The 23,089-nt window shown below is 68.3% G+C and carries 21 protein-coding genes; 8 read left to right on the top strand and 13 right to left on the bottom strand.

Annotation, left to right across the window (positions count from 1 at the left end; genetic code table 11):
- Window positions 1-47: 47 nt before the first annotated feature.
- The 9 genes from ABD793_RS34970 to ABD793_RS35010 form a co-directional block, all read right to left on the bottom strand.
- Entirely contained in the window at window positions 48-764 is a 717-nt protein-coding gene (locus ABD793_RS34970) for an SDR family oxidoreductase (RefSeq protein ID WP_344867613.1), read from the bottom strand.
- A 17-nt stretch (window positions 765-781) separates the two neighbouring features.
- A complete protein-coding gene (locus ABD793_RS34975) occupies window positions 782-2,281 on the bottom strand; it encodes a bifunctional 3-(3-hydroxy-phenyl)propionate/3-hydroxycinnamic acid hydroxylase (protein WP_344867614.1) in 1,500 nt (499 codons plus the stop codon).
- Window positions 2,282-2,325: 44 nt separating this feature from the next.
- Window positions 2,326-2,748, bottom strand: coding sequence for a YciI family protein (locus ABD793_RS34980; protein WP_344867615.1), 423 nt, complete (start codon window positions 2,746-2,748; stop codon window positions 2,326-2,328).
- A 12-nt stretch (window positions 2,749-2,760) separates the two neighbouring features.
- Window positions 2,761-3,594, bottom strand: coding sequence for an SMP-30/gluconolactonase/LRE family protein (locus tag ABD793_RS34985; RefSeq protein ID WP_344867616.1), 834 nt, complete (start codon window positions 3,592-3,594; stop codon window positions 2,761-2,763).
- A complete protein-coding gene (locus tag ABD793_RS34990) occupies window positions 3,591-4,517 on the bottom strand; it encodes a VOC family protein (RefSeq protein WP_344867617.1) in 927 nt (308 codons plus the stop codon). Before ABD793_RS34990 ends, ABD793_RS34985 begins: the two co-directional genes overlap by 4 nt.
- Before the next feature lie 17 nt (window positions 4,518-4,534).
- On the bottom strand, window positions 4,535-5,398 hold the full coding sequence (locus ABD793_RS34995) for a fumarylacetoacetate hydrolase family protein (protein WP_344867618.1): 864 nt from the start codon (window positions 5,396-5,398) through the stop codon (window positions 4,535-4,537).
- 29 nt (window positions 5,399-5,427) lie between these two features.
- Window positions 5,428-6,357: a glycine/sarcosine/betaine reductase selenoprotein B family protein gene (locus tag ABD793_RS35000; RefSeq protein ID WP_344867619.1), complete on the bottom strand. Its 930-nt coding sequence runs from the start codon at window positions 6,355-6,357 to the stop codon at window positions 5,428-5,430.
- A 451-nt stretch (window positions 6,358-6,808) separates the two neighbouring features.
- Window positions 6,809-7,090: an AMP-binding enzyme gene (locus tag ABD793_RS35005; protein WP_344867621.1), complete on the bottom strand. Its 282-nt coding sequence runs from the start codon at window positions 7,088-7,090 to the stop codon at window positions 6,809-6,811.
- Window positions 7,091-7,430: 340 nt separating this feature from the next.
- A complete protein-coding gene (locus ABD793_RS35010) occupies window positions 7,431-7,766 on the bottom strand; it encodes an ArsR/SmtB family transcription factor (protein ID WP_344867622.1) in 336 nt (111 codons plus the stop codon).
- Between the two features lie 119 nt (window positions 7,767-7,885).
- On the opposite strand from ABD793_RS35010, the gene ABD793_RS35015 reads away from it, so the two are divergent.
- On the top strand, window positions 7,886-9,034 hold the full coding sequence (locus ABD793_RS35015; RefSeq protein ID WP_344867623.1) for an FAD-dependent monooxygenase: 1,149 nt from the start codon (window positions 7,886-7,888) through the stop codon (window positions 9,032-9,034).
- A gap of 488 nt (window positions 9,035-9,522) precedes the next feature.
- On the opposite strand, the gene ABD793_RS35020 is transcribed toward ABD793_RS35015, so the two are convergent.
- The gene (locus tag ABD793_RS35020; RefSeq protein WP_344867624.1) at window positions 9,523-10,536 is read right to left on the bottom strand and encodes an NADPH:quinone reductase; all 1,014 of its coding nucleotides are present in this window, start codon (window positions 10,534-10,536) and stop codon (window positions 9,523-9,525) included.
- 14 nt (window positions 10,537-10,550) lie between these two features.
- Window positions 10,551-11,384, bottom strand: coding sequence for an enoyl-CoA hydratase/isomerase family protein (locus ABD793_RS35025; protein WP_344867625.1), 834 nt, complete (start codon window positions 11,382-11,384; stop codon window positions 10,551-10,553).
- 187 nt (window positions 11,385-11,571) lie between these two features.
- Here ABD793_RS35025 and ABD793_RS35030 point away from each other — a divergent pair, with 187 nt between their 5' ends.
- Window positions 11,572-12,225, top strand: a complete 654-nt coding sequence (locus tag ABD793_RS35030) for a TetR/AcrR family transcriptional regulator (RefSeq protein ID WP_344867626.1) — start codon at window positions 11,572-11,574, stop codon at window positions 12,223-12,225.
- 260 nt (window positions 12,226-12,485) lie between these two features.
- On the opposite strand, the gene ABD793_RS35035 is transcribed toward ABD793_RS35030, so the two are convergent.
- Window positions 12,486-13,322 carry an NAD(P)H-binding protein gene (locus ABD793_RS35035; protein WP_344867627.1) on the bottom strand — a complete coding sequence of 279 codons (837 nt, stop codon included), beginning with the start codon at window positions 13,320-13,322 and terminating at the stop codon, window positions 12,486-12,488.
- A gap of 81 nt (window positions 13,323-13,403) precedes the next feature.
- Here ABD793_RS35035 and ABD793_RS35040 point away from each other — a divergent pair, with 81 nt between their 5' ends.
- Window positions 13,404-14,333, top strand: coding sequence for an AraC family transcriptional regulator (locus tag ABD793_RS35040; protein WP_344867628.1), 930 nt, complete (start codon window positions 13,404-13,406; stop codon window positions 14,331-14,333).
- Between the two features lie 20 nt (window positions 14,334-14,353).
- On the opposite strand, the gene ABD793_RS35045 is transcribed toward ABD793_RS35040, so the two are convergent.
- Window positions 14,354-15,205 carry an SDR family oxidoreductase gene (locus tag ABD793_RS35045; RefSeq protein WP_344867629.1) on the bottom strand — a complete coding sequence of 284 codons (852 nt, stop codon included), beginning with the start codon at window positions 15,203-15,205 and terminating at the stop codon, window positions 14,354-14,356.
- Window positions 15,206-15,295: 90 nt separating this feature from the next.
- Here ABD793_RS35045 and ABD793_RS35050 point away from each other — a divergent pair, with 90 nt between their 5' ends.
- The 5 genes from ABD793_RS35050 (at window position 15,296) to ABD793_RS35070 (ending at window position 23,054) form a co-directional block, all read left to right on the top strand.
- The gene (locus tag ABD793_RS35050; protein WP_344867630.1) at window positions 15,296-15,865 is read left to right on the top strand and encodes a TetR/AcrR family transcriptional regulator; all 570 of its coding nucleotides are present in this window, start codon (window positions 15,296-15,298) and stop codon (window positions 15,863-15,865) included.
- A gap of 130 nt (window positions 15,866-15,995) precedes the next feature.
- A complete protein-coding gene (locus ABD793_RS35055) occupies window positions 15,996-16,607 on the top strand; it encodes a M15 family metallopeptidase (protein WP_344867631.1) in 612 nt (203 codons plus the stop codon).
- Entirely contained in the window at window positions 16,604-17,731 is a 1,128-nt protein-coding gene (gene alr / locus ABD793_RS35060) for an alanine racemase (RefSeq protein WP_344867632.1), read from the top strand. The genes ABD793_RS35055 and alr overlap by 4 nt, the downstream gene beginning before the upstream one ends.
- Complete coding sequence (locus ABD793_RS35065; RefSeq protein ID WP_344867633.1) at window positions 17,728-18,699, top strand: D-alanine--D-alanine ligase family protein; 972 nt, start codon at window positions 17,728-17,730, stop codon at window positions 18,697-18,699. The genes alr and ABD793_RS35065 overlap by 4 nt, the downstream gene beginning before the upstream one ends.
- A 461-nt stretch (window positions 18,700-19,160) precedes the next feature.
- A complete protein-coding gene (locus ABD793_RS35070; protein WP_344867634.1) occupies window positions 19,161-23,054 on the top strand; it encodes a glycoside hydrolase family 2 TIM barrel-domain containing protein in 3,894 nt (1,297 codons plus the stop codon).
- The last annotated feature ends 35 nt before the right edge of the window (window positions 23,055-23,089 follow it).

Genomic DNA, 23,089 nt, shown 5'->3' on the forward strand with positions numbered 1-23,089 from the left:
GGTAGCTGCTGATCCGCATTGCCGGGCACTTTCGGATATCCGCTGCGCTAGAGCAGGTGCGCTCCCGCGTCCACGACGAGGTTCTCGCCATTGACGCTGGAACAGGTCAGCAGGAACAGCACCGCCGCGACGATGTCCTGCGGGGTGGGCAGGCGTTTCGCCGGCGTGCGCAGGCGCTGCGCTTCGAAGAATTCGGCGCGGATCGGGTCTGCGTTGTCGATTGCCTCCGTTCCCGCGACCGTGCCGGGCGTGATGGCGTTCACCCGCACCGGGGCGATCTCGACCGCGAGCGAGTTCACCAGGCCGGGAATGGCGGAGTTGGCCATCGACATGGTCGTGGAACCCGGCGAGGGCCGCCACATGGACAGGCCGCTGAACATCACGACCGAGCCGCCCGGATCGAGCTTGGGCAGTGCGTGCGCGACGGCGTTCGCGTAGCCGACCGTCTTGATGAGCATCATGCGCGCGGCGGCGTCCGCGCGGAAGTCGGCCGCGGTGTTGTGGTCCCGTTCGATGGCGGTCAGCACCAAGTGGTCGACCACGTCGAGGTCGCCGAACAACCGGCCGACGGAGCCGGCGTCCAGGAGGTCGCAGGCCAGACCGCGGGCCGACGGGCCGAGTTCGGCGGCGCGGGCGGCGGCGACGTCCGCGTCCCGCCCGGTGACCGTCACTCGCGCGCCTTGTTCCGCCGCGGTCCGGGCCAGTTCGAACCCCAGGCCACGTGCTCCGCCGATGACGAGCAGGTGTGCGTCCTTCTTGAGCATCGTGCCAATCCTTTCTTCTACGAGGCCGGTACGGCGGACGGCAGCAACGTGGTCTCGAGCGTGGCGGCCAAAGCGTTCAATTCGGCCGAATCGGCGGCAGCGCCGAAAAGGTATCGATCGGGCCTGATGATCACGGCTGTGACGCCCAGACTCGTTACCCAGTCCCGGATTTCACCGGAGAACTCCTCGAGGACATGGACGCCGAGCGAGTCCAGCAGCGTCTTCGTCCGATCACTGGTCCCGGAAAGGACTGCGGGATCCCCCACCACGGCGAAGCGGTAGCCCACGACGTCGTCGAGGAGCCGGCCACCAGCGGTTCTCGGCTGGGCGCTCAGTGTTCCGGCGAGTTCGTTCGTATCGTCGCGGACACCCGGGCCCAGCCGCGGGCGCAGCGCTTCGGCCCGGAACACGGGCGGGTCCTCCTCCGCCGCCACCAAGGCCTCGATCTTGTTCGCCAGCTGCGCGGACAGCTTCGTGTACGCGTCCACATGCGGACGGCGCTCGGTCTCGTAGGTGTCCAGCAACTCGATCGGCGACTTGCCCCGGATCACCCGGCCGAGCTTCCAGGCGAGATTCGTGGCGTCCCTGATGCCGGAACACATCCCTTGGCCGAGGTGGGGCGGCATGGTGTGGGCGGAATCCCCGGCGAGCAGGACCCGGCCGGCGCACCACGGGCCGGCCGTGAGCGACCGCCACTCGTAGACGTCGCAGCGCAGCAGCCGGTACTGGTCCGGGCTGAACCAGGGCGACAGCAGTTCGTACGCCTTCTCGGTCCGCTCGAAAGCCGCCGCGTCGTCATCCGGGCGAAGCATCAGCTCGAGCCGCAGGCGGGGCGCGGCGATCGGCGTGAACGTCAGCGGATTGCGGATCGCTGCCTGGATGAAGGCATCGCGACCGGTGAGCTTTTCGTTGGTGACAAAGGGAGTGATGTCGATGATCAGGGATCGGTGGGTCGCGTGGTGATCGATCTGCGTGCAGCCCATGAACCCGCGCACGCTCGAATTGGCGCCGTCGCACCCCACCACGAACTTCGCCCGGATCTGGCGGTCGTGGGCGGTGGCGGTCTCGCGGACGTGCACCAGTACGCCGTCGCCCGCGTCCTCCAGCGCGGTGACCTCCCAGCCGAAGTACGTGCTCGCCTCGGCGTAGCTGTGGATCTTGCCGCGCAACACGGCCTCGAAGTCGGGCTGGTGGAACATGTAGTCCGACTGCCAGCCCTGCTCGGTGAGTCCCCGGTTCATCGCCATCTGCATCACGACGCGCCACTTCGAGTCGTAGTGGCGGTAGATGCCCATCAGCGAGAAGTCCTTCTCGAGGTGCCGCACACCGAGTGTCTGGAACGCTCTCATCGTCTCGTCGTCGACATGGGTCGCGCGGGGACGGGCCATCGGCATCCGGCCGCGGTCGATGACCGCGATCCGCAGGCCCTCGGCCTCCAGCAGCCGGGCGAGCGCCAGACCTGTTGTCCCGCAACCGATTACGGCGACATCGACCACGCCGTCGTCCATGCTGTTCATATCACCCTCGAGTCCGGTGTGGATGGATGGGGACGCCGCGCCGCTCAGCCGAGGCTGAACCTGTCGGTGAGCAGGCTGAAGCTGAGCCGGACGGTTCCCTCGTTCAGCTGCCAGCCGTGCACGGTGTTCGTTCGGAGGCCTTCGCGGTGGAACGGCTCGGTGTCGGAGATGGCCACCGCGGCTTCCAGGGAAGGTGCCCTGACGATGGCGGTGCCACTGCCGTCCCACTGGTCGCCGGCGGCGTTGGCTCCGGACAGGAACAGAACACCGTTCTCCTCCTGCTCTTCGAGCCAGAGGATGTGTTCCCGGAGATGGCGAGACAGATAGTCCAGCGGCGCGTCCACGGGATGGGGCATGTCCATCCGGATCATGTACAGCTGCACGCGACGCAGGTTTTGCAAGTGCTCTTCGAGGGTGCGCGAGTCCGCCGCGGGGCCGGGCCGGCTGCCGTCTTCAGTAGTGGTCATCTCTAATTCTCCTCAGCGGCGCACGCCTGGTTCGTGCACATCGACATGGGTTTTCAAGGTCCTGGCGGCGACTGCCTCCAGGACGGAGCGGCCGCCGGTTTCGGCCACGGTCACGAAGAGCCGGCCCGCCGGGTCGAGGCAGCACGCAACCGGCTGGCCGTCACCCGTGCCGATCCGGTCCAGCAGGCCGGATTCGTCGACGAGGGCGACCGTGTGGGCGCTGAGCGTGCAGACCCAGACGCCGTGCGCGGCGGCACAGATCCCGTCGGGTCGTGCCTCGGGGTGCACCACCGCGGCGAGGTCGGCGAACAGCCTCCGGTCGCTGAGCGCTCCGCCCGCACCGATGGTGAAAGCGGTCAGCCGCTGGGCCCAGGTTTCGGCGACGACCAGGGTCCGGCCGTCGCCGATGATCGCCAGCCCGTTCGGGAACTCGACGTCTTCCGCCGCCACCGTCGCCCGCCCGTCCGGAGTCACATGGATCAAGCGGCCCGGTCGCGGCTGCTCACCGAGGTGCGCGGCGTAGCCGACATCGTCGACATAAAGGCCGCCGTGACGGTCGCCGACCATGTCTCCCAACGGTCCCGCGGCGACGCCGGACAGGTCGGCGTACGCCCCGAAACCGGCTCCGTCCCAGAGCCCGACTCTCTTTTCCCGCATGATCGCGCCGACCAAGCGGCCGTCGGGCAGGAACCACAACCCGTTCGGCTGCGCGGCCAGCGGGGTGAAGGCCCAGGTGCCGCCGTTGTCGGTCCAGATCCCGCCCTTCTGGGGGTCCGAGACCCACAGCGCGCCGTCATGCCACCGTGGGCCTTCGCCCAGGGTCAGTCCTTCGCGGTACCGGCTCATGGTTTGCCGTGCGCCCCGGTCATGTGGGCGGCAAGGTCCTCCGGGCGGACGAAGGACGGCGGAAGCGGCGGGCCCCAGCTGTAGTTGGCCTTGTCGTCGTCCCAGACCTGCGGGGACCACAGCGCGTCGTCGACGATGCAGTCGAGGTCGGAGTAGTACTCGGAGAACATCCCCGCCGGATCCCTGAGGTACCAGAAGAAATTGGAGCCGATGAAGTGGCGTCCCAGCCCCCACGCGTGGCGCTCGGGATTGTCCTCGAGCATCGCCATCGCGCCGCGCCCGATTTCGTCGACGTCCTCGACCTGCCAGGCGGTGTGGTGCAGGAAGTTCACCGGCGCCCGCTGGACCAGCACGTTGTGGTGGTCGGACGAGCACCGCATGAACGCCGCGGTGTCGCGGACCTCGTCGGACACTTTCAGCCCGAAGCCGTCGGTGAAGAACCGCTGGCTGGTGGCCTGGTCGACGGACCCGATCACCACGTGGCCGAGTTTGCGGGGCCGCACCTTGCCTTCGCGCAGGATCGCGGGCGCGCGGGCTTCCGGCCGCTCGATGACTCCTGGCTGGTTGTGCGCGGCGTCCGGGGACGGATGCTGGACCAGCCGCCGGGTCGCCGTGGCCGTGACCTCGACCCCGGTGACCGGCTCGACGGCCGTCACGGAGTCTGGGGAGGGCTGGGAAACGGTGACGTCGATGCGCCGGAGCCGGCCGGCGATCCGGCCGATGTCGTCGGGATCGTCGACCCCGATCTCCATGCGCAGCAGCTGCCGGCGCGCGGCCGGGACCAGGCGGAGCTGCTTGCCGCCGTCGGCCGTCGACAGCCAGCCGCCGTCCTCGCTGACGAGTCCGAAGTCCTCGTAATAGCCGCGGACGGCCGTCGAGTCCGGTACCCCGATGGTCAGCGCGTTCAAGTTGTGCAGTGGCATGGGCTGTTCCCTCCGATTCAGGCAGTGCGTGCGACGTGCCGGGGACCTTCGGCGAACGTGGTGCGAAGGCGGCCGACGTCGGAGATCCAGGTCTCGAGGACGTCGCCGGGCGCGAGGTAGCGCCGCGGTGATCGGCTGTGCCCGACGCCGGACGGCGTACCGGTGAAGATGAGGTCGCCAGGGGTCAGCGGGAGGATCGCGGAGAGCCGCTCGATCAGGGAGGCCACCGGGAAGATGAGGTCGCCGGTGCGGGCGTGCTGGACGACCTCGCCGTTCACACTGCAGCCGATCTCGAGATCGTCGCGATCGGTGAGCTCGTCGGACGTGACGATCTCGGGTCCGATGGGACCGAAGCCCGGGAAGGACTTGCCGATGCTGAACTGGGGCGGGGTGCCGATGAGCTGACGGGTCCGTTCGGACAGGTCCTGCCCGACCGTGACGCCCGCGACGTGCTCCCAGGCCCGTGCCGCGTCGACGTGGACCGCGCGCCGTCCGATGACGACCACCAGCTCCGCCTCCCAGTCCACTGTGGACGTCGGCAGCTTCACCTCGTCGTTCGGGCCGGCGATGGAGGTCTGGAACTTGGTGAACACGGCCGGTTCGGGTGGCAGCGGCAGGCCGCCCTCCGCAGCGTGGTCGGCGTAGTTCATCCCGATCGCGAACACCTGCGAGGGGCGCGGCACGGGTGCCTTGAGGCGGCTCGGGTCGCAGGGCTCGATTCGGGGATTGCGGAGGTCGACGGCCCAGGCGGTGAACTCGTCCCAGCGGGAGAACACGGCTTGCGGGTCTGCGCAGAACCGCCCGTCGCCGGCTGCCTCGACATCGGTGACGCCGTCCGGGTGCTTGAGCACGAGCCGGCCGTCAAGATTGCTGATACGCATGCCGCGCACTTCCCTTTTGTTCGACGCGGTCAGCAGGCACACCTGATGGCGAACTCATGCTCGTTCCCACCGCCCAGGACCTGCGTGTGGGCCGCCGCATTCGTCCGGACGGCACCGCGGATCTCGTTGTCGACGCGGTAAACGTCCGCGACGAGGGCTTCCCAGTCGCGGTTGCCGTCCGCGGCCCACCGGAACGGCAGCCGGTTCAGTTCCCAGTCCGGCCCGGCCTGCTCGGCGTGCTGCAGCGCGGCCTTGACGATCTCCCGCTGCTGCGCCTTCTCCCGCGGCCGCCCGGCCGTGCACCCCAGCGGGAAGTCGAGGAACGAGGCACGAGGCGGCTTCAGGTAATTGGCGTGTTTGTACAGCGTGGTGATGCTGGTGGTCGGGAGTCCCCGCCGTTCGAGCGCGCGGGCCAGGACCCCGAAGGCCACGTGGCACTGCGGGCAGAACGGCACCACCAGCACCAGGTCGACGCCCATGGCCTTGAACTCCTCGGCGATCCGGGGAGCCACCTCGGTCGCCAGCTCGTCGAACTGGCTGATCGAGCCGGTCATCGACACGGCGTTGTCCGCGTACCGGCCGATGACGCCGTCCCGTTCCAGATCGAGCATGGTGTCCCTCGGGTAGGCCACGTTGGGGTCGGCGAGGGCGAAGGCGCGGATCGGGGTCATGTGCCCGAACAGCACCTCGTCCAAGTCGCGTTCCCTTGGCAACAGCCGGTAGGACAGGTCGCTGTGCTGCTTCAGCCGCGGCTGGTCCGGGAAGTAGGCGCCGGAGGACACCAGCAGCCCGACCGTGGCCTCCCGCAACGGGACCCGCATCGGCGTCAGCGCCGGGGAATCGAAGTCGGGCAGCGGTTCGGGCTCTATCCCGAGCACGTTCCGGAGCAGGTTGTCCGGGTCGAACACCGGGAAACCGGGATCCGCCAAACTGGAAGTCGTCTGATCGACGTCGGGCACGTCATCACCTCGGAAGGAGCGGCTGAATACGTTCCGGGAGGGCAGGGAGTTGCACCTCGGAATGGGACGCTATCGGCCACCCCGCATCCGGCCGAGTCGCTGAGCGAAGCCGGAGGTGCCAGTTGACGAACCGCGGTACCGGCCCGCGCCGCAGCGTCCTGGGTAGCTGTTCACCTGTGAGCTGAGCGCCTGGTGGGATGGTCGTGGACGTTGAGATGATCTTGGTGTGTCGGTTCCGGGGGGTGTCTCTTGACGATGTCCTGGCTGAGCTTGTCGAGCTCAGGCGTGCGGTAGTGGCCAGTTCGTTCTGGCCGCGGACAGTCACGCCGGCGCAGGATCTTCTCCCCGGAGCGGGCAGGTTCCTGCCGGCGGATCACAACGTGCCACTTCGCCAACCGTTCCGGCCGTGGGTCGAGCTGCAGCACGTCGACGAGCACCCGTTTCGAGGAGCTCATGCCGTCCAGCGGCGCACCGGCTCGTCGTGTCGTTTGGGGATGTCGCGGACCGTCTGCCGGCGCCTTGCGTCCAGCTCGGTGCCGAACTCGATGCGTTTGGGGCACTTGTAGCCCGCTGGTGACTTGTGGCAGTGGGTGATCAGTTGCTGGGCGGTGCCGTCGGTCATCACGAGCGTGGTGACCAGTTCGCCCCACTTCTCGTCCGGGATGCCGATGACGGTGGCCTCCTTGACGGCCGGGTGCGACATCAGCGCGTTCGCGGTCTCGATGGACGGCACGGTCTCGCCGTCGGAGACGTGACGTCCTTCGTTCGGTCGGAGATCACGAGGTAGCCGTCGTCGGTGTGGAATCAGTTGCGGGTGTGGGCCTCGGCGGTGGCGTCGGGCGGCTCCCGGTGGCCGTCGACACGAACGCCCGCCGGCACACCCAGCTGGTCGGCCTTGTGGCCTGGGTGCGGGCGTTGCGCGCCGCCTCGCGATGGGTAAGCGACCCCGGAATCCCGCGGTGTTGTGGGCGTCCCGGCTGTATCGCCGCGCGTCTTCACAGTCCGCTGGCGACAACCTTCGTGGTGGAGCGATCGAGCTTGGCCTGCGCCGGCCGTGAGGCGAGGGGCTTTGTTCAGTGAGGGGCAGTACCGTCCCGGTGTTCGGCTTCCAGGAGTGCGAGCAGCCCGGGAAATCTGCTGTCGACGTCTGTGCGTCGTAGGCGGATGCCCTTGCGGTTGCCGTAGTCGATCTCGTCGATGAGGCCTGCTTCGCGCAGGACCCGGAAGTGGTGGGTCTGGGTCTGCTTCGAGATCGGGAGCGCGAACGAGTTACAGCCTCGCTCGCTGTCGGTGCGGTCGGCGGCCAACTCCGTCATCACCGAACGACGGTGCTCATCGGCGAGAGCGCGCAGCACCACGCCCAGCTCGAGCGCATCGACCTCGGGACCGACCAGGTTCGTTCCGGCCACGGACACCTCCTTCAGGTACGCCTTGCATCGTACCTCAGTGGCGTGTTCTACTCGAGTACGAAATCAATCGTACCTAGACGGCCGGGAACGCGGTCGTCGACGCTCCGAGAGGTCCTGTCATGAACAAGCCCGAGGTGCTGATCGTCGGTGCCGGAATCGCCGGGCCCACGCTCGCGTACTGGCTCGCGCGGAATGGATACCGGCCGACCGTCGTCGAGCATGCCCGGCAGCTGCGCTCCGGTGGCAGCGCGATCGTCGTGAAGGGGCCCGCGATACCGGTCGCCGAGCGTATGGACATCCTTCCGCAGCTGCGCGAGCTCGCCACCCGCAATCGGTCGCTGACCCTGCTCGACCCGGCAGGCAAACCAGTCCTGCGGCTTCCCTCCTCGGCAGGGGCGCCGACGGTCGAGGTGACCCGGGCCGACCTGTCCGAGGTACTGCACCGGTCGGCGCAGGGCGATGCCGAGTTCGTGTTCGACGACACCGTCACCGGACTCGATCAGGACGAAGGCGGGGTCGACGTCACCTTTCGACGGTCCGCGCCACGGCGTTTCGACTTGGTGGTCGGCACCGATGGGATGCACTCCACCATCCGGCGTCTGGTGTTCGGGCCCGAGCAGCAGTTCGTGCGCGACCTGGGTCTCTACGGTGCGACCGTCCCGCTGGAACCCGGCGCCATCGACGACCCGAGCGAGCTGACAATGCTGACCGTGCCGAACCGGATGCTGGTCGTCCACCCCTCGCGCACCACGCCGCTCGCGATCTTCACCTTCCGGGCCGCCCGGCCTGCGCCCCACGACCGCAAAAACATCGCTCTCCACAAGCAAACTGTGGCCGATGCGTACGCCGATGTGCGGTGGCGGGCGCCGGAACTCGTGGCGGCCTACCTCGAGCACCCAGCCCCGTTTTTCGACCCTCTGACGACCGTCCGGTTGCCCTCGTGGTCCCGCGGACGGGTCGTACTGCTCGGCGATGCGGCGGCGGCCACTGCCCTGCTGGGCGACGGGTCCAGCATGGCGATGGCAGGAGCGTATGCCCTCGCGGAAGAATTCGGCTCCCACCACGGCGATCACGCCCGCGCCTTCGCTGCCTACGAATCGCGGCTTCGCCGCGAAGTACGACCGCGGCAGCGACGCGTCGGCCTGCTCTCCAGACTCCTGGTGCCCAGCACCCGATCAGGCCTCGTGGTACGCAACACGGTGGGCCGCGCGGTCGGTCGCACGAACCGGATTGCCGCTCCCGAAACCGCAAACGGAAAGACCGTGTAGCAGCTTGGGGTTGGCGTTGCCGCGGGTGACGCAGTTGCGGATCTGCGTGATCAGGACCTTGACGCTGGCGGAGGCGCCGTGCCGGACGGATTGGCCGGTGGTGACCGGCGAACCAGGTCTTGATCTGGTTGACCCACGCGGCGCCTTCAGCGGTGAGGTGGACCGGACGTTCGGATGCTCCTCCGCGCCATGGCCGGATGCCGGGGACGGGGTGGGTGGACAGGGTGTCCAGTACGACGTGGATCTCCTTGCCGGCGTGGGGTTTCACCACCCTTTTCGGAAAGTGGCGGCGTCTCGGACGGGGCAGCACTCGCCGGTGACCTCATCGATGCCGACGTTCACCGCGGCGAACAGGTTGGTCACGCCGTGCCGCACGTAGTCGTGGGTGCGTTTCTCGGTCTTGTCGAAAGTGATCGGCAGCGACGGCCGGGTCCGTCTCCAGTGCCTGCACCTGCTCGCGGCCCATTGCCAGCCCCACCCCGTCGCAATCAGGTCTCCGCTATGTCCAAGAGAACTTTGCCGACCGCTCCTTGTTCGACCGCGTCCTGCGCCACCGCGGCTTCTGCGAGGGGAAAGTGCTGGATCGGGAGCCCGGCGTCCTCGCCGATGCGGAAGCCACCAGCGGCGATGGCTGCCGTCACGTCACTCGCCGCCTGCGCCAGTGCCTCGGCGTGCAGGGAGTACAAGACAAGGTACTGGTATCGGAGGTTCTTGAAATAGGTTTCCAAAATGGGTACCGAGTATTCGTCGCCCCCGTTCTTGGCGTAGATCGATACGGTTCCGCCGGTTTTCACCACAGCAAGGTCCAGTGCGTTGTTCTGGGCTGGAGCGACCTCCACCACCAAGTCCACGCCGTCCGGCGCGGCCGCGCGTACCGCGCTCTCGGTGTCGCCTTGCCGATAGTTGATCACATGATGGGCACCGGCGGCCTTTGCCAACGATTCCTTCCTGGTGGAACTCACCGTTGTCACGACGGTTGCGCCCGACCAGCGCGCCAACTGGACTGCGGCGTTGCCCACCGCGCCTGCACCGCCCTGTACCAGGACGGTCAGTCCGGTCATCGCGCCTGGCGCTAGATGCGAGGGGCCGCGATCGTGCACTGTCAGAGCACGATGCGCAGTCAGGGCCGGAACCCCGATGGCGGCACCGACGTCGAAACTCACTCCGTCGGGTAAAGGCGCGACGCGGCTGGTCGGTTGCACTACGTACTCAGCTGCTGTACCGAAAGGCTTTTCATGCTGGGCGAGAATCAGCCAGACGCGATCGCCAACCGCAAAATTGGCTACCTGTGGCCCCACCGCGTCGACGACGCCGGCACCGTCTTGACCCGGCGTCACTTCATCGAACGACAACGGCCGGATTCGGAATCGCCAATCGGTGGGATTGACTCCGGAACGCATCAGGCGGACCCGGACCTCGCCCGGACCGGGCTCGGGAATGTCGCGCTCGGCCAGAGACAGCACGTCGGAGGTGCCGGGGCGAGTGTAGACAATGGCTCGCAAGTCGAGGCTCCTGACTAGAGATTGAGGTTGGGTTTGCCGTTACTGCCTCGATAGTGAAGGAAGTTGACCCATTCATATGCAGAGGCAGCGTCCAGGCTCAAATTAAGCTGTTCGGCCACTCGTCTCTTCACGACACGCTTGGTCAGCGCAAGCGCATAGGCGGACTTCGACAGCAGTTGACGAACCATGTCGTCAACGACCTGATCCAGTTCGGCCGCCGGCACTGCGTAGTTGATCGCACCCATCTTGGCCAGTTCGGCGGCCGTGTAGGGTTTCGCCAGAAGCAGGTATTCCATCGCTTTGGCCGGGAACATATGCAGGGGTACCAGCGCGCCTCCGCCGTCACCCGGAACCGTGTCAAACCCAAAGATCTTCTGCAGGTCCATATGCACATCAGCGACCATCGCATCTTCCCTGGCGGCGATCAGGTCACAGCCGAACATGATGCTTTGGCCGAACCCGATACAGTCGCCATTAACTCGAGCGATCACCGGCTTCTCCATTTCCGCCAGCGTTTGCTGAGTCAGCCGCACACCCTGGAACCCTTTCCACAGCCAATCCGGAAAGTCGACCGGCTCGGGATCGAGCCGGTTGCCCTCTGCATAGGGTGGAGCCGGCAGAATCCACGGTGCGCCGTCGTCGATGCCAGTGATGACCACAACTCTGACCGCATCGTCCTCCCGCAATCGTGCGAGCGCCCGGCCGAGGTCGAAGTGGAGTTCGGCTTGAGAGCCCTGCGCGCTGAGAACCGCTACTCGTTCTGTGGTCAACAACCGCACAGTCGCCACGGCCCTGCTGATCTCCACTTCGACCGATTCGAACAACTCGTATCCAACCGGCGTCGCCATGTGACACCTCCTCAGGAGCCGAAACTCGACCCGGGCAACCCATCGGACTTCCGCGCCGTCCGGCTTTCCGCTGAGCGCGCCTCCGCATCGACCGGTCATCTATGTGGAAGAAACTGTTCCATCTTGCGCACTGTACCGCGGCTCGAGAGAAGATGGAAGCATTACTTCCGGATGCTACGGTGGCGGCATGGGTGTGAAGCCGCTACGACGAGATGCGATGGAGAGTCGTGCTCGGATCATCAGCGCTGCGCGGGTGGTTTTCGCCGAGCATGGTTGTGAGGTACCGCTGTCTGAGGTCGCTGCTGCCGCCGGGGTCGGCGTGGCAACGCTTTCGCGTCACTTCGACCGCGCGCAGCTCGTCCAAGCCGTCATCGAACAGCGCCTGCAGGAGCACGTGAACACCGCTGACGAGGCGCTCGCGTTGGCTCCTGAAGAGGCGATCCTCTCCTACGTGCGGGGCCTATGCGCTCGCGGGCTCGTCGATCGCAGCCTGATCCGGACGTTCACCCTCCCGCTGCCGGACTCACAGATTGCGGGCCGCTTGCGTCGCCAGCTCCGGCAGCGGCAACTGAAGCTCATCAGGGCTGGGCAGGATGCGGGTGTGCTGAGGGCGGGTGTGGTTCCCGAAGATCTTCTTCTCGTTCTCCTGGCTGTGCAGCGCAGCATGGAGAGCACGACCGGAAGCGCTGCGTGGCAACGTACGCTGGCAATACTTCTTGCCGGGCTATCCGATGCCGCCACCGATCACGAGTTGCCGAGACCCCCTCGGCTGGACGACCTCATTCAACCTGCCGACGGTCCACGACCGGGGCGACGGCCCAGCTCGCTCTCGAAACCTTGACACCAAGGCGTGCCGGCTGACGCCCGCCCGGACGGCAGGCGGGTAACCGGCTTCCGGCGATCCCGACGGGGCCCGAACCGCAGGTCGGCGTCCGGAGGGAAGTCCAGTATGGGCCACCCGTTCCGGTCCCGGCCAGATCGTCGGTGAGAGGCATGTGCGAGAGCACCGTGATCCGCGCGTTCCGCAAGTTCTTCACTCGTTGTCTACGCCGTCCGGCATGAGGGTGGTATCCGTCGCTGGTTTGGCAGGGTCGGGGCGCTCTACTCCGCGGGGGACCGCACCTCCTGGATGGCTTCGGCGAACGTCCGTGGCGGGCGGCTGAGGGCGCGCTGCACGCCGTCCGATACGGGTGTGTCCTTTCCGGATCGGAGGGATTCGGCCACGTTGGCGAGCGCTTCGGCGTCGGTGGCCGGTACGCCCTGTCCCGTCAACTCGGTGATGTACTCCTGCGTCGAGAGCGGCACGTAGCGGATGGTGCGTCCGGTGGCTTCGGTGAGGGTGGCGGCCACTTCCGTGAGGGTCACGGCGCGGGGGCCGGACAGCTCGTAGATCTCGCCCGCATGGCCCTTTTCGGTGAGGGCGGCGACGACTACCGCGGCGACGTCGTCGGCGTCGACGAAGCTGGCGGCACCGTCGGCGGCGGGCAGCCGCAGCTCACCAGCGCGGACAGCGCCGGCGTAGATGCCCTCGGTGAAGGTCTGCGCGAACCAGCCGGGGCGGCTGATCGTCCATTCCAGCCCGCTGTCGCGTACGGCGGCCTCGCTGTCGAGTGCCGCGTCCTGGATCTTGCCGCTGCCTTTGATGTAGTCGGGATCGTCGAGGCCGCGGCCCGAGGCCAGGACGATGCGCCGCACTCCGTGGCGTGCCGCGCTGTCGAGGAACGGGCGGACCAGCCGGCTGCCGTTGAGCTGCACGAGGTAAACCGCGCGTACGCCGTCGAGCGCGGCGTCCCAGGTGCTGGGGTCGGTCCAGTCGAAGCGGTGCTCGCTGGTGCGGGATGCCGCGCGCACCGGTATCCCGCGGGTGCGTAGCCGGGCGACGACGCGGCGACCGGACTTGCCGGTGGCCCCGGTGACGAGGATCGGTTGTGCGTTCATGACCCGAGCCAACCGGTACGTGGCGGGAGGATCCATGTTCGGGACGATCCGGCCGATGTCGTGCCGTCTACACTCGGACCGGTGGACGTCGTGTCCGAGCTGCTGACGGACGTGTGGGGTCGCGGTGCGGTGTTCCGGCCGGCGGTCCTGCGAACGCCGTGGGCGCTGCGGATGTCCACCGGCGCCCCGCTGATGGTCGCCACGATGCTGCGCGGCCATGCCTGGGTGGTTGCCGACGGGCGGGATCCGGTGCGTATCGCCGAGGGCCAGATCGCCGTCGTGCGGGGTGACGTGCCTTACGCCGTGGCCGACGCCCCTTCGTCGGTTCCGACGTGGACGGTCACCGCAGCCGACTACTGCCCCGGCGGTACCGGGCCGACGCGTTCTTGCGGCAGACCGGTCGGCGAGGGCACCGGCGAGGGACCTGTGCTGCTCACCGGCGCGTTCGAACGCCGTGGTGGATTCAGCCGGCACCTGCTGCACGCCCTGCCCGCCGTCCTGGTCGCTCCGGCCGCCGGAAGCGCGGTCCCGTCGGCGGAAGCGATGGCCGAGGAGGTGACTCGCACCGGGCCGGGGCAGATGCTGGTACTGGAACGGTTACTGGATCTGATCCTCGTCTCGGCGTTGCGCGGCTGGTTCGACGAGGCCCCGGACTGGTGTCGGGGGATGGACGATCCGTGGACGGGCACCGCTCTGCGGCTGATGTACGACAGTCCGGCGTACCCGTGGACGGTGGCCGAGCTCGCCGCGAAGACCGGGGTGTCGCGGGCTGCGTTCGCCCGCCGCTTCACGGCGCTGGTCGGCGAACCCCCGATGACCCACCTGACGGGCTGGCGGATCGCCCTCGCCGCCGAACTGTTGCGCGACACCGACTTGACCGTCGACGCCATCGCCAGGCGGGTCGGTTACTCCGGGGCGTTCGCGTTGAGCGTGGCCTTCAAACGAGTGCGGGGGTCGCGGCCAAGCGATCACCGCCGACCACCCCTCGATGAGCGAACGGGGGAACGGTAGGCCGCGTTCCGCGGAGGCGGTCAGTGCGTGAACGCGACTGACTCGGCGAGCTCCTTCTGGGCTTCCAGCGCGGAAAGCCGCTCGGACAGTGCATTGTGGACGGCGGAGTAGCTGTCCGCGCCGAGGGTGATCCGCAGTGGCGGGTCCGGATCGAGGACGGTGTCGCGGATGGCTGCGACGACTTTGGCCGGATCGCCGGTGAAGACGCTGTCGTCCGCGGTTTCCAGCTGGCGGCGCATCCGGCCGACGGTGGTGTCACGGTAGGCGGTCGTTTCCTCGGTGTAGCGCAGTGCCGAGCCGAAACCGGTACGGGTGCCGCCCAGTTCGACGAGGGTGAGGTGGACGCCGAACTCGGCCACCTCTCGGGCCACGCTCTCGGTGAAGCCTTCGAGTCCCCACTTGCCCGCGTGATACGAGCTGTGCGTCGGGATGCCGAGCTGCCCGCCCATGCTGGAGATCTGCACGATCCGGCCGCTGCCGCGTTCGCGCATCGGGGCGAGGAAGGCGCGGGTGATCAGCATCGGCGCCAGCAGCAGGACTTCCACCTGGTCGCGGATCTGCTCGACAGTCATCTCCTCCGCCGCGCCGACGACCGCGTAGCCGGCGTTGTTCACCACGACGTCCACCGGGTCGGTCCGGGCGATGCGGCTGAGCACCTCCTGCACTTCGGCGGGCCGGGCGAGGTCGAGCAGTTCGACGGTCAGCCGGCCGGGGTGGGCCGCCCGCAGGTCGTCCAGTGCGCCGGCGCGGCGGACCGTGGCGGTGACGTGCTCGCCGTGGTGGAGGGCGTGTTCGGTGAGCTGCCGTCCCAGTCCGCCGGAGGCCCCGGTGATGAACCAGTGGCGGAGGTCCTTGCTGGTGGTGGCGGGCATGTGACCTCCGGGGCTAGGCTTTAACGGAATCTGTTCCGCTTACCAGTTAACCGGAACGTGTTCCGGAATGCAACCAGTGAAGGACCCGGTATGCCTGCCACACCCCGTCGGACCCGCAGTGACGCACTGGAGAACCGGGCACGCCTGCTGGAGGTCGCTGCGCAGGTCTTCGCCGAGGAGGGGCTGGATACCGCGCCGGCGGCGATCGCCAAGCGGGCCGGGGTCGGGGTCGGCACGCTCTACCGGCACTTCCCGACCCGCGAAGTGCTCGTCGACGCGGCCTACCAGCACCAGCTCAGCCGGGTGTGCGAGCGGGCGGCCGAACTGGTCGCCCGGCACCCGCCTGCGGAGGCCACGCGACGGTGGCTGGCCCACTTCATCGGCTACGCCACGGCGAAGCGCGGGATGTCCTCGGCACTGAACGCGGTGATCACCTCCGGTGTGGACCCGTTCGCGAACAGCCATGCATTGCTCGTCGAAGCCGTCGGCACCCTTCTCGAAGCCGGTGCCGGTGACGGCAGCCTGCGTGCCGACGTCCGCGCGGACGACGTCCTGCTTCTCCTCGGCGGTCTCGCCTACGCCGCCCAGCACGGCACCCGGAAACAGGCCGATCGGCTCGTCGATCTGACCATGGACGCGCTGACCGCGGGCGCAGGCTGAATGCTCTGCAGCGGACTGCCCGCCTCGGCCGATCGGCCGAGGCGCGGGCGCGGACACTGGCCATTCGGCTGTGTGCGGTGGTACTTCCGGGTGAGCCGGGCACGGTCCCGGCATTCCTAGCATCTGCCGCATGACGATCCTGCTGGCCGATCCCAGGGTGCATGCGATGCACGTGCGCGACAACGGCGACCCCCTGATCCCGCTGGAGTTCGCCCCTGCCGTCCGGGTGCGGGCCGGCCTGGCTGCGCGGCTGGCCGAGGCGAGGTCCGCCCTGCCGCCGGGAGTGCACCTGCGGATCATCGAAGGCCACCGGAGCGTGGCCGACCAGCGCGCCATCCTCGACGAGTACACCGGACAGCTGCGCGCGCTGCACCCTGACGCGGACGAGGCCGAACTGAACCGGCTCGCCAGCCGGTTCGTCGCACCGGTCGCAGTCGCTCCGCATGTGGCCGGGGCGGCAGTCGATCTCACCCTGGTCGACGACGCGGGCGAAGAGCTGTGGATGGGCACGCCGGTCGACGCCACTCCGGAACAGAGCGACGGCGCCTGCTGCTTCGCCGCCGAGGTCGACCCGACCGCCCGGGGCAACCGGACGCTGCTGGCAGATGCGCTCGGCGGAGCCGGATTGGTCAACTATCCCACCGAATGGTGGCACTGGTCCTACGGCGATCGGTACTGGGCGCTGCTCACCGGAGCCGGACACGCCCGCTACGGGCCGGTGGAAGCCGAGGCGACGGTATGAGCGCGGCAGTGCCGAACGTCAGCAGACTGCGAATCCCGGCGTCCGCACCGACTTTGGCAATCGACCTGGCCGCGATCGCCGCCAACACCCGCCGATTCGCCGAGACCACCCGCGGCGAGCTGATGGCTGTGGTGAAGGCGGACGGATTCGGGCACGGACTCGCCGACGTGGCCAGGACCGCACTCGGGAACGGGGCGACGTGGCTTGGCGTCACGTCGATCGAGGAGGGCGTCGCGGTGCGTGCGGCCGGTGTCGCCGCACCGGTGCTGAGCTGGCTGAACCCGGTGGACTGCGACATCGAGACCGGCTACCGGCACCAGCTCGACCTGGCCGTGCCGAGCGTCAGCCACCTCGACGCCATCATCCGCTCCGGGTGCCCGGTCCGCGTGCACCTCCAGCTCGACACCGGAATGGCCCGCGACGGCGCCGCTCCGGAGGAGTGGTTCGAACTCGTCGCCGCCGCACGGCGGGCCGAGGTGGCCGGGCGGATCACGGTCGTGGGAGTGATGGGGCATCTCGCGATGGCCGACCGTCCGGGGCATCCGGCGAACGCGGCCGGGCGGACGGCGTTGCTGTGCGGGGCGGAAATGGTCACCCGGGCCGGATTGCGCCCCAAGGTACGGCATCTGGCCGGCACCGCCGCCACCCTGACCGATCCCAGTACGCATCTGGACCTGGTGCGGATCGGTGTGGGGCTGGTGGGCATCGACCCGTCCGGCAGCACGCGTCTGCGGTCTGCACTGCGGCTCACCGCGCCGGTGGTCCAGCTGCGGCGAGTGCCGGCCGGAACCGGAATCGGGTACGGCCACACCGAAGTAACCGAACGCCCGACGACCTTGGCGCTGCTGCCGCTCGGCTACGCCGACGGACTGCCCCGCACCGCGTCCGGCCGGGCGGAGGCACTGGTGGCCGGTCGCCGCCGCCCGGTCGCCGGGCTGATCTCGATGGACCAGACCGTGCTCGACCTCGGGGACGAGCCGGTCGATCCGGGTACGGACGCGGTGCTGTTCGGTCCGGGCGACGACGGTGAACCGACCGTCGACGACTGGGCGGAGTGGGCGGGCACCATTCCGCACGAGATCGTGACCCGCATCGGTTCCCGCGTGCGGCGGTGCGTGCGATGAGCGGGCCGATCCGGGTGGCCGTGATCGGCGGTGGGCAGAACTGTGAACACGAAGTCTCGCTCGCTTCGGCGGCTTCGGTGCGCGCGGCACTCGACCCCAGCCGGTACGAGGCGGTGGGATTGACCATTCTCCGAGACGGCCGGTGGCTCGGTCCGATCGGCCGGCCGCTCGGCGGCTCGCCGTCGGAAAGCCTCGCGGCCGCACTCACCGTACTGGCCCGGTGCGACGTCGTGCTGCCGGTGCTGCACGGGCCGCGTGGGGAGGACGGCACCATCGCCGCACTGTGTGAACTGGCCGGAATCCCTTGTGCCGGCTCGCCCGCGCGGGCAGGTGCACTCGCGATGGACAAGTGGGCGACAAAACTGGTGGCGGAGGCGGTCGGCGTGCGCACTGCGCCGGGCCGACTGGTCACCGCGGCCGACCTGCCGATCGTTTTCGACGGGCCGGTGGTGGTCAAGCCGGTCGCCGCGGGATCGAGCTTCGGCGTCCGCCTCGTCGACACGGCGCGGGATTTCGAACCGGCTCTGCAGGCGGCACTGGAGCTGGACGAACGGGTGCTGGTGGAACAGGTGGTGACCGGCCGCGAAATCGACGTCGCGGTGCTCGACGACCCGGATCGCGGACGCCGGACTGCGCCACCGCTGGAAATCGTCGTCGACGACGGCCTGTTCGACACCACGACCAAGTACGACGGAAGTGCGGTGTTCGTGATTTCACCGCAGCTGGAGGAAAAAGAGGCCGATGCGCTGACCGATGCGGCCCTGCGCGTCTATGCGGCGCTTGGCTGCCACGGTATCGCACGGGTCGACTTTTTCCTGACCACGGACGGACCGGTGCTCAACGAGGTCAACACGATGCCGGGGATGACCGCCAATTCACAGGTGCCGAAGATGTTCGACGCCGACGGGCTGGGTTACCCGCAGCTGCTGGACCGGATCATCCGCTCGACCCCGGGAGTTGCCCTGTAACCGTCGCAAGTGGACGGATGGCCGGTCTGGACGTGGTGCGCGGCATCGCGATTCTGCTCGCGCCGCTACGGCAAGCGTTCCCCGACGAGCTCGTGGTCACCGCGGGGCGTCTGCGTGGCGACGTTGGTCTGGCTATGGCCCTTCGCCGACGGCGCATACTCGTTGCCCACTTCCTGGTTCGTGTTCGGTGTGGCGCTCCAAGACGCTTGCCGACGGCACGCTGCTGCCGCGGCCGGTCCGCTCGCGGCGGCACTGACCATCACGGATCCGGGCGGGAACGGCCGCCGGACTGACCTGGACGGACGTCGGCACCCCGTCCTCGGCTGAAGCCCGGCAAGAGGTCGTATCAAACAGAAGTCAACACGACTTTCGTTGGACTGTGCGCAGAAGTGTTGACTTCATCTGGTCGAGAGGTAACTCTTTGAGGGGTCGAGGAACGGGGTGGTTGCACGATGTCACATATGCCGCCGGAGCCGGTCGCGTCGCGGAGATCGGTCAGCCGCCGCGCTTTTCTCGGTGGCGGGGCCGCGCTGCTGAGCACCCTCGCCCTTCCGGCCACGCTCTCCGCACTGGCCTGTCCCGCCGCCGCGGCGACGAGGGGCTTGACCGCGCCGCCCAACGGTTTTCCCGAATGGAACAACAACATCGGGATCTTCGACGTCGGCAGTGAACCACCGCACGCCACCCTGATGCCCTACGCCGACCTCGGCCAGGCACTGGACGGTGACCGCACCCGCTCACCGTACCGGCAGGACCTCGACGGCGACTGGAAGTTCCGGCACTACGACCGGCCCGACGCTCGCGATCCGGACTTCTACCGCGAGGACGTCGACGACAGCTCGTGGGCCGAGATCCCGGTTCCGGCCGACTGGCAGCTGCACGGCTACGACTTCCCGATCTACGTCAACATCACCTACCCGTGGTGGGGCGCCAACGGGCAGAACGAGAACGCCCAGCCGCCGTTCGCCCCGACCCGGTTCAACCCGGTCGGCCAGTACCGGCGGTCCTTCCAGGTTCCGGCCGGCTGGTCGGACCGTCGCACGTTCCTGCACTTCGAGGGCGTGAAGTCCGGCTTCTACGTGTGGGTCAACGGCACGCTGCTCGGGTACCGCGAGGATTCACGCACCCCCGGCGAGTTCGACATCACCGAACATCTCCGCGCGGGGAGCAACCAGCTCGCCGTGGAGGTCTACCGCTTCCCGGACGGCGACTGGCTCGAGGACCAGGACATGATCCGGCTGTCGGGCATCTTCCGGTCGGTCTACCTGTTCTCCACGCCGGCCGTGCACCTGCGCGATTTCCGCCTCGAAACGCGGATGCGCGACAGCTACACCAACGCCGACCTCGCGGTCACCGCGAACGTCCGCAACTACGGCGCGGCGGACGACCGCGACTACACTGTGGAAACCCAGCTCTACGACGCGAACCGGAAACCGGTCTGGCCACAGCCGCTGCGTCAGCCGGTCGGCCTCGGTTCGGCGCCTGCCGGGCAGGACGTGACGGTGCAGGCGGCCCAGAGCGTGTCCGGGCCGAAGCTCTGGTCGGCGGAGCAGCCGAACCTCTACACCGCCGTGCTGGTGCTGCGTGATCCGGCGGGGAAGGTCGTCGAGACGCTGTCGGCCCGGGTCGGCTTCCGCGAGTTCGTGCTCGCGGACGGGCTGATGCGGATCAACGGCCGGCCGGTGTCGTTGCGCGGCACGAACCGGCACGAAGCCCATCCGGTCCGCGGTGGTGCGCTCACCCGAGCCGATCTCGTCGAGGACATCCGGCTGATCAAGCGGATCAACATCAACGCCGTCCGGACCTCGCACTATCCCAACGATCCCGGCTGGTACGAGCTGGCCGACGAGTACGGGCTCTACCTCGTGGACGAGACGAACCTGGAGACGCACGGCGTCCGCGATCAGTACCCCGGTTCGGATCCGGCCTGGACGGCCGCATGCGTCGCGCGCGCCAAGGCGATGGTGCACCGGGACAAGAACCATCCGAGCGTGGTGCTCTGGTCGCTCGGCAACGAAGCCGGTACCGGCAGCAATTTCGTCGCGATGCACGACTGGATCCACTCCTACGACGCGACGCGCGTGATCCAGTACGAGGGCGACGACCGGCCGGAGATCAGCGACATCCGCTCCGAGATGTACCCGACCCCGGAGACGATCGAGAAACGCGCGCTCGATCCGGCCGACCCCCGGCCCTACCTGATGATCGAGTACGCGCACTCGATGGGGAACTCCACCGGGAACCTCAAGGAGTTCTGGGACGTCATCCGGGCGCATCCGGTGCTGCAGGGCGGATTCATCTGGGATTTCGTGGACCAGGCACTGCACTGGCCCACCCCGAAGCGCAAGCTGCTGACCGAAACCGGCCCCGCGGCGCGCACCGCCGAGCTGGCCCCGTCCTCGACGTTCGACCGGGCGCACGGTCTCGCGGGCGCCGCGGTCTTGCCGCCCGCCCGAAGCCTTGACCTGACCGGTTCGCTGACCCTGGAGGCATGGGCCACCCCCGACGCGATCGGCGGCCATCAGCCGTTCATCGCGAAGGGCGACCACCAGTTCGCGTTGAAGCAGACCGAAGACAGCATCGAGTTCCACATCTACTCCGGCGATTGGATCGCTGCGAGTGTGCCGTTGCCCGCGGATTGGGTGGGCCGCGAACACCACGTGGCAGGCGTGTTCGACCACGAGGCGAAGAAGCTGACGCTCTACATCGACGGCAAGGCGGTGGCGCACGCGGACACCGACCGGGTCCCGGACAGCACCACCGTCCAGCTCACGCTCGGCACCGATTTCGAGAACGCCGAGCGGGTGTTCAGCGGGCACATCCGGGTCGCCCGGGTCTACGCGCGGGCGCTCAGCGCCGCGGAACTCGAGGCAGGCAACCGTGATCCGCACGAGGCGGCGGTCCGGCTCTGGTTCGACTCGGCCACCGCGGGCTACGTCGAGCAGCAGCCGGCCGAACGGACTTTCCTGTCCTACGGCGGCGATTGGGGGGACAACCCCAACGACGGCAACTTCAGCGGCAACGGCATCGTCACCGCCGACCGGCGGCTCAGCGGGAAAGCCGCCGAGGTCAAGCAGGTCTACCAGGCGATCAACGTCTCCGCGGGCGACGACGTGGCCGCAGGCCGGGTGACGATCACGAACGAAAACCTGTTCACCAACGTCAATTCCCACGACGGCGTTTGGGAGCTCAGCGCAGACGGCGAGGTCGTGCAGCGCGGGCGGCTCACCCCCGCGCAGCTCGACGTGCCACCCCGGTCGAGCCGGGCGATCACCGTGCCACTGCGCAGACCGGCCGATCCGGCCGGCGAGTACTTCCTCCGGCTTTCCTTCACCACCAAGGCGGCCACGGCGTGGGCGGAGCGCGGCTTCGAGGTGGCCAAACAGCAGCTGCCGGTCGACTTCGGCAGTCCGGCCGTCCGTCCGGTGCCGCTGGCACAGGTGCCGCCGCCGACCGTGCACGAGACCGATCAGGCCGTCGAGATCACCGGCAGCGATTTCGGCCTGTCGATCGCCAAGGACACCGGGCTCATCACGTCCTACCGGGCCGGTGGTGTGTCGCTGGTGACTTCCGGTCCGGTGCCGAACTTCTGGCGCGCGCCGACCGACAACGACGTCGGCAACGGGCAGTCGAGCCGCAACGCCACCTGGCGGTACGCGGGCGCCGACCGTCAGGTCACGAAGGTTTCGGTGACCGCCGGTGAAGCGGTGGTCGTCACGGTCAGCGGTACCCTGCCGACCACGGTTGTTTCGACTTACACCACCACGTACACGGTTTTCGGCAACGCCGAGATCAACCTGGACCACGTCGTGCATCCCGGTGCACCGGATCTGCCGTATCTGCCCGAGGTCGGCACGATCCTGCTTCTGCCCGGCGAATTCGGCACCCTCGACTACTACGGCCGTGGCCCGGAGGAAAACCACTGGGACCGCAACACCGGTTCCGACGTCGGCCGGTATTCCGCGACGGTGGCCGGTCAGTGGACCGGGTACCTCCGTCCACAGGAGAACGGCAACAAGACCGATGTGCGGTGGGTCGCGCTGACCAACGCGAGCGGCGCCGGGCTCCTCGTTGCGGGAGAGGCGCTGCTGGAGATCAACGCTTCGCACTTCACCCCGGAAGATCTCTCGAGCGGGGCACTGCACGACTACCAGCTCACCCCGCGTCAGGAGGTCGTGCTGCGGGTGAACCACCGGCAGATGGGTATCGGCGGCGATGACAGCTGGGGTGCGCAGACACACGACGCGTACAAGCTGTTCGCCGACCGGGACTACCGCTACAGCTACCGGTTGCGCCCGCTGCCGAAGCGGGAGCAGGCCCCGGAGCTGTTCCGCCGCCCGACCGCGATGCCCTGATTCTTGTCCGATCCACTTTTCGGCCGCCACTCCGC

It is taken from the genome of Amycolatopsis ultiminotia, assembly GCF_039536925.1.
GTDB classification, from domain to species: Bacteria; Actinomycetota; Actinomycetes; order Mycobacteriales; family Pseudonocardiaceae; genus Amycolatopsis; species Amycolatopsis ultiminotia.